11 protein-coding genes are annotated in these 8,094 nt (G+C 46.7%); 8 read left to right on the top strand and 3 right to left on the bottom strand.

Features of this window, described 5'->3' with window-relative positions:
- The coding region (locus tag AAC147_RS01290) for a winged helix-turn-helix transcriptional regulator (RefSeq protein WP_047684846.1) at positions 1 to 286 on the top strand (286 nt) is incomplete at its 5' end.
- Between the two features lie 241 nt (positions 287 to 527).
- Here the strand turns inward: AAC147_RS01290 and AAC147_RS01285 are convergent.
- The 3 genes from AAC147_RS01285 to AAC147_RS01275 form a co-directional block, all read right to left on the bottom strand.
- Complete coding sequence (locus AAC147_RS01285) at positions 528 to 1,685, bottom strand: tyrosine-type recombinase/integrase (RefSeq protein ID WP_047684844.1); 1,158 nt, start codon at positions 1,683 to 1,685, stop codon at positions 528 to 530.
- 496 nt (positions 1,686 to 2,181) lie between these two features.
- Entirely contained in the window at positions 2,182 to 2,544 is a 363-nt protein-coding gene (locus tag AAC147_RS01280) for a hypothetical protein (RefSeq protein ID WP_052189717.1), read from the bottom strand.
- 289 nt (positions 2,545 to 2,833) lie between these two features.
- Entirely contained in the window at positions 2,834 to 3,439 is a 606-nt protein-coding gene (locus tag AAC147_RS01275) for a helix-turn-helix domain-containing protein (protein WP_047684841.1), read from the bottom strand.
- A 145-nt stretch (positions 3,440 to 3,584) separates the two neighbouring features.
- On the opposite strand from AAC147_RS01275, the gene AAC147_RS01270 reads away from it, so the two are divergent.
- The 7 genes from AAC147_RS01270 to AAC147_RS01240 all read left to right on the top strand — a co-directional run.
- A complete protein-coding gene (locus AAC147_RS01270) occupies positions 3,585 to 3,821 on the top strand; it encodes a transcriptional regulator (RefSeq protein ID WP_047684838.1) in 237 nt (78 codons plus the stop codon).
- 41 nt (positions 3,822 to 3,862) lie between these two features.
- Positions 3,863 to 4,645, top strand: a complete 783-nt coding sequence (locus AAC147_RS01265) for a helix-turn-helix domain-containing protein (protein ID WP_047684835.1) — start codon at positions 3,863 to 3,865, stop codon at positions 4,643 to 4,645.
- 15 nt (positions 4,646 to 4,660) lie between these two features.
- A complete protein-coding gene (locus AAC147_RS01260; protein ID WP_047684832.1) occupies positions 4,661 to 5,245 on the top strand; it encodes an ATP-binding protein in 585 nt (194 codons plus the stop codon).
- On the top strand, positions 5,242 to 6,603 hold the full coding sequence (locus AAC147_RS01255; RefSeq protein ID WP_047684829.1) for a replicative DNA helicase: 1,362 nt from the start codon (positions 5,242 to 5,244) through the stop codon (positions 6,601 to 6,603). Before AAC147_RS01260 ends, AAC147_RS01255 begins: the two co-directional genes overlap by 4 nt.
- Positions 6,604 to 6,618: 15 nt before the next feature.
- Positions 6,619 to 7,014 (top strand): antiterminator Q family protein, encoded by a 396-nt coding sequence (locus AAC147_RS01250; protein WP_047684827.1) that lies wholly within the window; start codon positions 6,619 to 6,621, stop codon positions 7,012 to 7,014.
- Between the two features lie 213 nt (positions 7,015 to 7,227).
- Positions 7,228 to 7,428 (top strand): hypothetical protein, encoded by a 201-nt coding sequence (locus tag AAC147_RS01245; protein ID WP_047684825.1) that lies wholly within the window; start codon positions 7,228 to 7,230, stop codon positions 7,426 to 7,428.
- A 100-nt stretch (positions 7,429 to 7,528) separates the two neighbouring features.
- Positions 7,529 to 8,094: DNA-methyltransferase (locus AAC147_RS01240; protein ID WP_047684823.1), on the top strand; the 566-nt coding region annotated here is incomplete at its 3' end.

The following is an 8,094-nucleotide window of genomic DNA, read 5'->3' as shown; positions in this document are numbered from 1 at the left end:
ACAGGTTGAATACGTGACCGGTAAATGGAAAGGTGTAATTTTGTACTATTTGAAAAATAAAAATAAGAGATTCAGTGAGTTAAAAAAAGATATGCCTCACATTACGGAGATGACGTTAAGTATACAACTTAAAAAGTTAGAGAAAGATGGATTGGTTTTAAGAGAAGTATATGGAGATAAACCACCAATTAAGGTTATTTACTCTTTGACGGATTTTGGGGAGTCATTTAAACCCGTTTTGGAAGCTGTATCGGTATGGTCACATGAAATATCAAGAGATGCATAGGTTATCTTGATATGACTATTTCATTTTTAGCAAAAATTATTTTATTGATGATATTTTTGCAATAAATGGCTTGTTCTCAATAGTGCCAGCCAAACAAAAATTAGGCAAACAGAAGCAAAATAATATGGGGGTATCATAGGGGGTATGGTAGAAAATTGAACTAAATAAAATCATTTAAAAACAATGCTATAAATAATTTTATCGAATCCTGTAGGGGCCATTTAAAATCAATAAGTTATCTTCATTTCGCAACCACAATTTTTCCTGATTGGGACGGATTTGGGACACCTCCACCAAAAAGCACATCAATTTGTCGTGCATGTTCGGTCAGATGATTCGGTGCTAAGTGCGCATAACGCCTAACCATTTCGATTGACTCCCAGCCGCCCATTTCCTGCAAAATTGATAATGGAACACCTGATTGTACTAACCAACTCGCCCATGTATGGCGTAGATCGTGAAAGCGAAAATTCTCTATTCCTGCACGCTTTAACGCCGAATTCCAGGCTGTGTTATCATCAACACGCATTTTCCTTACGTTAGGTAATGCGACTCCATTGGGATTGATTGCTGGTTTGGAATGGACAAAGACCCACTTATTATGGTTTCCGATTTGCTCTCGCAGTACTCGGCAAGCCGTTTCATTTAAGGCTACCCCTATCGCCTTTGATGATTTACTTTGATCAGGGTGTATCCAGGCAACCTGTCTTTGCATATCAATTTGTGACCATTCCAGATTAATAATATTTGAGCGCCTTAATCCGGTAGCCAGTGCAAATTTGACAACAGATTTAAGGGGTTCAGGGCATTCATCAACCAATCTTTGCGCCTCTTGAGGTTCTAACCATCTGACCCGTTTTTCTCTGACGGCTGGAACTTTGATTACAGGGGCTTTTTCTAACCATTTCCAGTCCCGTTCAGCCGCTCTCAATAAGGCTTTTACCAAGGCTAAGTGTTTTGCCTTGGTTGCGACTGATACTGACACTTCTTTATAGGCGGGGATCTCGTGCCCTTTCTTCTTAGCCGCCTGAACCTGACTTTCCCAACGTGCTTTAGCTTTACGATTTTTCATCTTACTGACCGCCGTGTAGATACTGGCCTCCGTAATATCTTTTAACCGTACACTGCCGAAGTATTCCAGCCAGAATCCCATGCGCCCCTTATCATCATCCAATGATTTCTTATCCGCTTTTTCCTCAATCCATCGCAAACAGGCTTCGTCAAAGGTGACATCAGGAAAATCACCTAACCGCTCTATGCGCCATAATTCGGCTTTTCTTCGGTCGTGCAACTCCTGAGCTTGCTTTTTGTCCGTTGTTCCAAGCGACTCTTTAATTCTTTTGCCGCCTGGTGTCGTGTAGTTCCCATACCATGTATTTCCTCTACGGAAGATTGACATTTTTTATCTCCTTTTTCTGCCACATCTACCGTGCTCACTGGCACAGTTTGGATCGAATTGTTAAGTGCTGCAAGACATGCCGCGTATGTAAATAAATAAGGGGATCTGGGTTTGGCGGGATCTTTCTTGTTGTAGGCTATTTTACCAATAGCACACCAATAGGATAATGTATCGACATTAATGCCGATAAAGTCAGCCGCCTGTTTTCGGGTAAGACTGACTTTTTTCTTATTATTGGCGACGCGTCTCATTTTATCTCTCTCTGAATATAATTCGTATATTTCACGTATAGTAAACCCGCACGGATTTAGTGCTGAATTTCATATGATTGAGTTGTTTATTTTTATTTCAGATAATCTATTGCCGCTATTTTCCTTGCATTATTGAAAGAATTAGTTATCAATGAGGGTGATTTTTATTTCCGAGGCTGAAAACTCAGTATCGGCATTCGATAGCGGCTTTTTATTTTATTCAACTACCGTATAACAATTTTTTATTATTGGCAGCGTTTTGTTTTCTGTTGGGATTGAGTAAAAGGTAATATATCCATTAAATACATATAACTTCCTTTTCGCTGATAAAGCCCATAGCCGTGACCATCAACAGGTTCTAAATGATAGCAAGGGATCGGTTCGGTATGTTTTTGTCTGACGTGGTACATCGCCAAGAGATAATGTTTAAATTCCTCTTCATTATTTATTTCCCGGTCATTATTCTTTTCTGCCAAAAAGGGAAGATAGAAGTGCTCTGAATACGGAACGATGGCTGTCACAATAGGGGTAATAATACCTTTAATGTGGTGGGTACTTTTAGGTGTTGTTGTCGGTTCTTCGATGATGGCAGAAATAAAGGTACGCATAAATCCTCATGTTAACGCTTTTATTATTTTGCAGTGATTACTCCTATCACTTTGATACCCCTAACGTTATCACCGAAAACCCCTTAAATCCATACCCTGAGTGATATAAATTAAATAATTCCATTATATTATTGATATTAAATAGTTTTTATTTGGAGTGAGCTGAATGATTTTTTTAGCGTGATAATGACAGGGGCGGTGAGCATCCAAGACGCTGTATGAGAAAAAAAACAGTGTCTTGGCGTAAAAAATCGGCGGAATTTGCGCGTGGAATGAAGCCGGGAAGCGGTTATCGTTTTCGTTTCATGCCACGAAATAAACAGACAATCACCCCGACGATATCGATTTCAGGCGAAACCGGGATCAGAGGAATACGGGTATCGTCAACCGACAAATAGCCCACGCCACCGCCCAGCTTATAACGATAAACAGAATACTGTTCACCGATGCGGGCATAGACTAAATCATCATTGCCCCTCTCTCCCTGAGTATCGACCACGATTAAGGCGCCCGCCGGGACATCAGCGCAACCGGTATTTTGGGGGATGCGGTAAGCCCGGCAGGTGTCAAACGCAGCCTTCTGCTCAGACAGGGCCGGTACCATGAAAGCGTCGCGGGTGGCATGTTCCTGCTCATAAATTTTGACCGACACATAGCGGTTGTACTGCCCGGCCATGTCATCCTCATCGTGAAGTTTATTACCACTGCCATCACTGAGCCATTCCGGGCGCACACCCAGCGCCTGGGCTAAGTCAATGATCCGGCCGGTTTTCGTCGCCGTCCCGGAGAGTAATTTCCATATCATGGATTGTGCCATGCCAGCTTTTTTTGCCAGCGAAGATTGGGTCAGTCCTTTATCTGCCATGGCTTCTTTTAATCTGTCAGCAAGCGTCATAAGTGCCTCATGAGTTTATCTGGGTATTCTGAATGATGGGTTGCTCATTCTATCCCTAAAGTGATACCTTTACAAACACACTGATAGTGATTTAATCTGACCGTTAGTGATATTATGATGGCAAACGTATGGGAACGGGGAAAAAATGAAAAACAGCGTGATAGAGAAAGTGATAGATATTGCCGGCAGCCAGACCAAACTGGCTCAGGCACTGGGGTGTGCGCAATCGCTGATTAGCGGGTGGCTGTATGGCAAAAAACGGGTTTCGGTGTCATTGGTGCCCGAGATCGTGATTTTTTCAAACGGGGTGGTTCAGGCCCATGAACTGCGTCCGGATTTGCCTAAAGTCTTTCCACCCCCTGATGTCAGGGTCGGTGAGTAAACAGGCAGGGTGTTTAGCGTAGGGTAACAGGGAGAAACGACATGAGTATGAGCTTGATGGTGCAGGCAATGAGTATCCGGGTGGGCAATCCCCTGCGGAAACTGGTGCTGATTAAGCTGGCCGATAATGCGAATGATAAAGGGGAATGCTGGCCATCGTATCAGCATATTGCGGATCATTGTGAGTGCAGTAAAAGTGCGGTGAGAAATCACATTGCTGCCCTGATTAAGCTGGGCTTGCTGAGCAAAGAAAACCGGCTCGGTAATCATAATGGGAAAGGAAATGCCTCGAATGTTTACACCCTGCATTTATCGGCTGCCCCTGTGTCGCTAAATAACATTCCCCCTGTGCCAGCCGCTGGCAGCCCTGTGTCATCTGCGGGCACCCCTGTGCCGCCAGATGGCAGACCCCCTATGCCGTCAGATGGCACCAGAACCAGTCACTCTTTTGAACCCGCCAATGAATCAGTCAAAGAACCTATAAAACCCCAGGGGGCTGGGCAGAGAGAAGCCGCAAAAAAATCAGCATTCGATCCACTCACTGCTAAACCAGAAAACGTCAGCGCCGAAACGTGGGCAGACTGGGTGACGTTCCGGCAGGAAATCAGGAAACCCCTGACGGAAACCAGTTGCCGACAGCAGGCCAGACAACTGGCTGCATGTACTAACCCTGATGAAGTGATTTGTACCTCGATTGCCAACAGTTGGCAGGGACTCTTTCCTGACAGACCCAAATTCGGGCAACGGCAGCAAACCAACACCCATACTGGATTTGAACACAAGCGCTATGAAGCTCACGGTGCGAACTGGACAAAAAATATTTAAGGAGCAGAAAACGTGATGGAAACACAAGAACCCGGAATATTAAAAATCGTTCCCCGCTTTGCGCAGGCCAGCTTTGCGACCTACGAGCCGCAGAGCCTGATAGCTGAAAATAACCTGAAAACTTGTCAGGGCTATGTCCAGACATGGGAGGACCGCAAGCAGGCCGGGGAAGGTATGATCCTGTGCGGACGTCAGGGAACCGGCAAAACTCACCTTGCCGTGGCCATTTGTCGTGAGATTGCCGCCGGGGGTGATGAAGCGGTTTTTATCACCACCGCATCACGTATCATCCGGGCGTTTCGTCGCTCATGGAACAGCGAAGGGGAGATGAGCGAGTTTGACACCCTGAAATTTTACAGCGAGCTGGATTTGCTGGTAATTGACGAAATCGGGATGCAGTACGGCACAGAGTCTGAACGCCATATTCTGTTTGAGGTGCTGAATAATCGCTATGAAGACCTGCTGCCCACTCTCCTGATCAGTAACTTGCCTGTCACTGAGCTGGCGCAGTTTTTGGGTGACCGGACGCTGGACAGAGTGCTTCAGGGTGGCACGGTACTGGCTTTTGACTGGGAAAGTTACAGAAGGGAAATCGCATGAACGAATATGATTTGGAAATGGCCGTCATCAGTGGTTTGTTATCGGGTGGGGCGACACCGGACGCTTATGACGTATTGGCGATGTTGCCGGATGAGGCGTTCAGCTCCGTTCATCTGCGCCGGGTGTACAGAGAAATCAAAAAGCAGGCCCTGAGCAGCACCATTATCGATCCCTTTTTCATTGCAGATGCGATGGGAGAGGAAAGGGGTATTCTGGCTAACTTGCTGGAACTGGCTAAGACCCCGGTCTGGCAGGCAAACCTAAAAGGCTATGCGGAAAAGGTCATGCGTTACTGGCGTGTACGTCAGGTCACTGATCTGATTAACCGTTATCAGAAAGCGATTCAGGCCTGCGGCAATCACACGCAAGCGGAAGCACTGATTGAGGCGTTTGCGTCCCAGTTTAATGGATTATCCCAGGGCGATAGCAGCTTACAACCCGTTGTCATCGGCACATTGCTGGATAGATACGTTGAAACACTGGAAGCGCGTCATCAGGGCAAGACAGGTATGATCCTGACAGGCATTGAGCCGCTGGACGAACTGACCGGCGGATTCAACCCAACTGACCTGATTTTGCTGGGCGGACGTCCGGGGATGGGCAAAACGGAACTGGCCCTGTGCATGATTGACGGGATGACCCGTGACGGGGGCGGGGCTTTGTTGTTTTCCATGGAAATGGCAGCGCCACAAATTGCTGAACGAATGGTGGCGAGTTCGGCTGCGATGCCCGTGTCTAAACTCAGAAACGGTGAACTGTATGATGAAGACTGGGGACGCATTGGTCATGCACTGGGTTCACTTATCGATCGGGATATTCATGTGCTGGATGCCAGTGATCTGAGTATCGAACAAATTTGTGCCATCAGTGAAGCCCATAAGCGTCGCTACCCGAACTTAAAGGGCATTTTCGTAGACTACCTTGGGTTGATTAAAAAACCCCGGGCTGACCGCCACGATCTGGCTGTGGCAGAAATATCGAAGACACTGAAAGGGCTGGCGAAACGGCTGTACACTCCGGTCACGGCATTGAGCCAGTTATCAAGGGAAGTGGATAAGCGTCCCTTGCATCAGCGTCGCCCGGTGGGCGCAGATTTACGTGATTCCGGTTCACTGGAGCAGGATGCGGATCGTATTCTCTTCACTTATCGGGATGGGGTGTATAATCCGCTTAGCCCCGCCAGCCAGTACGCGGAGATTATTCTGGAGAAGAACCGTCACGGGCAGACCGGTACGGTCTATCAGGCATTCAGGCACGGCCATTACCTGCCGACTGATCAGATAGCGGCTGCGGAAGTGTGCCGCAGGCCGCAACACACCAGACAAAAACAACGCCGTTATGCCGACCGGGCACTTTAACAGGGGAGTGGGCGAATGCGTGATATTCAATTAGTCATGGAACGCTGGGGCGCATGGGCGGCAGATAATCGCGACGGGGTTTACTGGTCACCCATTGCGGCAGGCTTCAAAGGACTCATTCCTAATAAAGTAAAGTCCCGCGTACAATGTTGTGATGATGACGCCATGCTTATTTCAAGTTGCATGGCAAAACTGAATCAGCAGCATAGTGATGCCCATGACTTGCTGTTTGATTATTATGTTTTCGGTAAAACGTTTATGCAATTGGCCCATGATTATCACTGTTCTGATACGCATATCGGGAAGCGATTACAAAAGGCTGAAGGTGTGATTGCAGGGATGTTAATGATGCTGGATATCCCACTGGACATGGATAAAGACACCTCCGTTAGCGTAACATCCATCATGTAGCGATTTTTAAAAATAAATCTTTACGATCGTAAAAACGCTGCTATTGTGATAAACGTGATGACAAAGTCACCCGCTTATTAATAGCAGATATTTTAAACCTTGCCCCGTGCAAGGTTTTTTTACGCCTGAAATAAACATAAGACTTGCTGTTGTGATAGGTCAGAGTTACATGTGTGTTCATGCACAAAAACTCACCAAAAGGTTAGAATTATCATGTTAAAACATGAAGATATGACAATAACAGCCGCCTGTGTTTTAGACGCCGTGCCTTTGCATACGTGGTTTTCTGTTTCTGAAGTGTCTAAATTAATGGGGCTGCCTGAACCCCGTTGCCAACTACTGTTAACACAATTTCGTCTGGCGGGTTTAATGGAAAGCCGGGAGGATGACACATTTTTCAAACGTTCTTCCTGATGGGGCTATTTCCCAGAATGTGAAAGCGCAGGCCGGTGAATGCCGGCTTTTCGTGTTGTGGTTCGCCTGAAAGCCGCCAGCGTCAAGAGGAAAAAAGCGAATGGATTTACGCCCTGTCACCTTAGTCAACGATGACGCCCTGAAATTTATCAAAACCCTGCCGGATAACTGTATCGACCTGATTGCCACTGATCCACCGTACTTTCGCGTGAAAGCGTGTGACTGGGATAACCAGTGGGAGGACGTGACGGCTTACCTTGCGTGGCTGGACGAACTGTTGGCCGAGTTCTGGCGGGTACTGAAACCGAACGGCAGCCTGTATATGTTCTGCGGTTCGCGTCTGGCCTCTGATACTGAGCTGCTCGTTCGTGAACGCTTTAACGTGCTGAATCATATTATCTGGGCGAAACCGTCTGGCCCGTGGCGCAGGCAACATAAAGAAAGCCTGCGCATGTATTTTCCGGCCACGGAACGTATTATTTTTGCTGAACATTACCAAGGCCCCTATCACCCGAAAGGCGATAGCTATTTCAAACAATGTCGGGACCTCAAACAGTCCGTCTTTAAACCGCTGGTGGATTATTTTCGTGATGCCCGGAAAGCGTTAGGCGTCACGGCAAAAGAAATTAACACCGCCACCGGGAAACAGATGGCCAGTCACTGGTT

Source organism: Xenorhabdus sp. NBAII XenSa04 (assembly GCF_963866145.1).
Taxonomy (GTDB): Bacteria; Pseudomonadota; Gammaproteobacteria; order Enterobacterales; family Enterobacteriaceae; genus Xenorhabdus; species Xenorhabdus indica.
The sequence above is the reverse complement of the archived record's forward strand: the minus strand, read 5'-3'. Positions and strand labels throughout refer to the sequence as shown.

Excerpts from the sequence above, each read along its gene's own strand:
- AAC147_RS01270 (WP_047684838.1), top strand. The coding sequence starts at position 3,585 with ATGAAAAACAGCGTGATAGAGAAAGTGATAGATATTGCCGGCAGCCAG.
- AAC147_RS01280 (WP_052189717.1), bottom strand. The coding sequence starts at position 2,544 with ATGCGTACCTTTATTTCTGCCATCATCGAAGAACCGACAACAACACCT.
- AAC147_RS01245 (WP_047684825.1), top strand. The coding sequence starts at position 7,228 with ATGTTAAAACATGAAGATATGACAATAACAGCCGCCTGTGTTTTAGAC.
- AAC147_RS01275 (WP_047684841.1), bottom strand. The coding sequence starts at position 3,439 with ATGACGCTTGCTGACAGATTAAAAGAAGCCATGGCAGATAAAGGACTG.
- AAC147_RS01250 (WP_047684827.1), top strand. The coding sequence starts at position 6,619 with ATGCGTGATATTCAATTAGTCATGGAACGCTGGGGCGCATGGGCGGCA.
- AAC147_RS01285 (WP_047684844.1), bottom strand. The coding sequence starts at position 1,685 with ATGTCAATCTTCCGTAGAGGAAATACATGGTATGGGAACTACACGACA.
- AAC147_RS01260 (WP_047684832.1), top strand. The coding sequence starts at position 4,661 with ATGGAAACACAAGAACCCGGAATATTAAAAATCGTTCCCCGCTTTGCG.
- AAC147_RS01255 (WP_047684829.1), top strand. The coding sequence starts at position 5,242 with ATGAACGAATATGATTTGGAAATGGCCGTCATCAGTGGTTTGTTATCG.
- AAC147_RS01265 (WP_047684835.1), top strand. The coding sequence starts at position 3,863 with ATGAGTATGAGCTTGATGGTGCAGGCAATGAGTATCCGGGTGGGCAAT.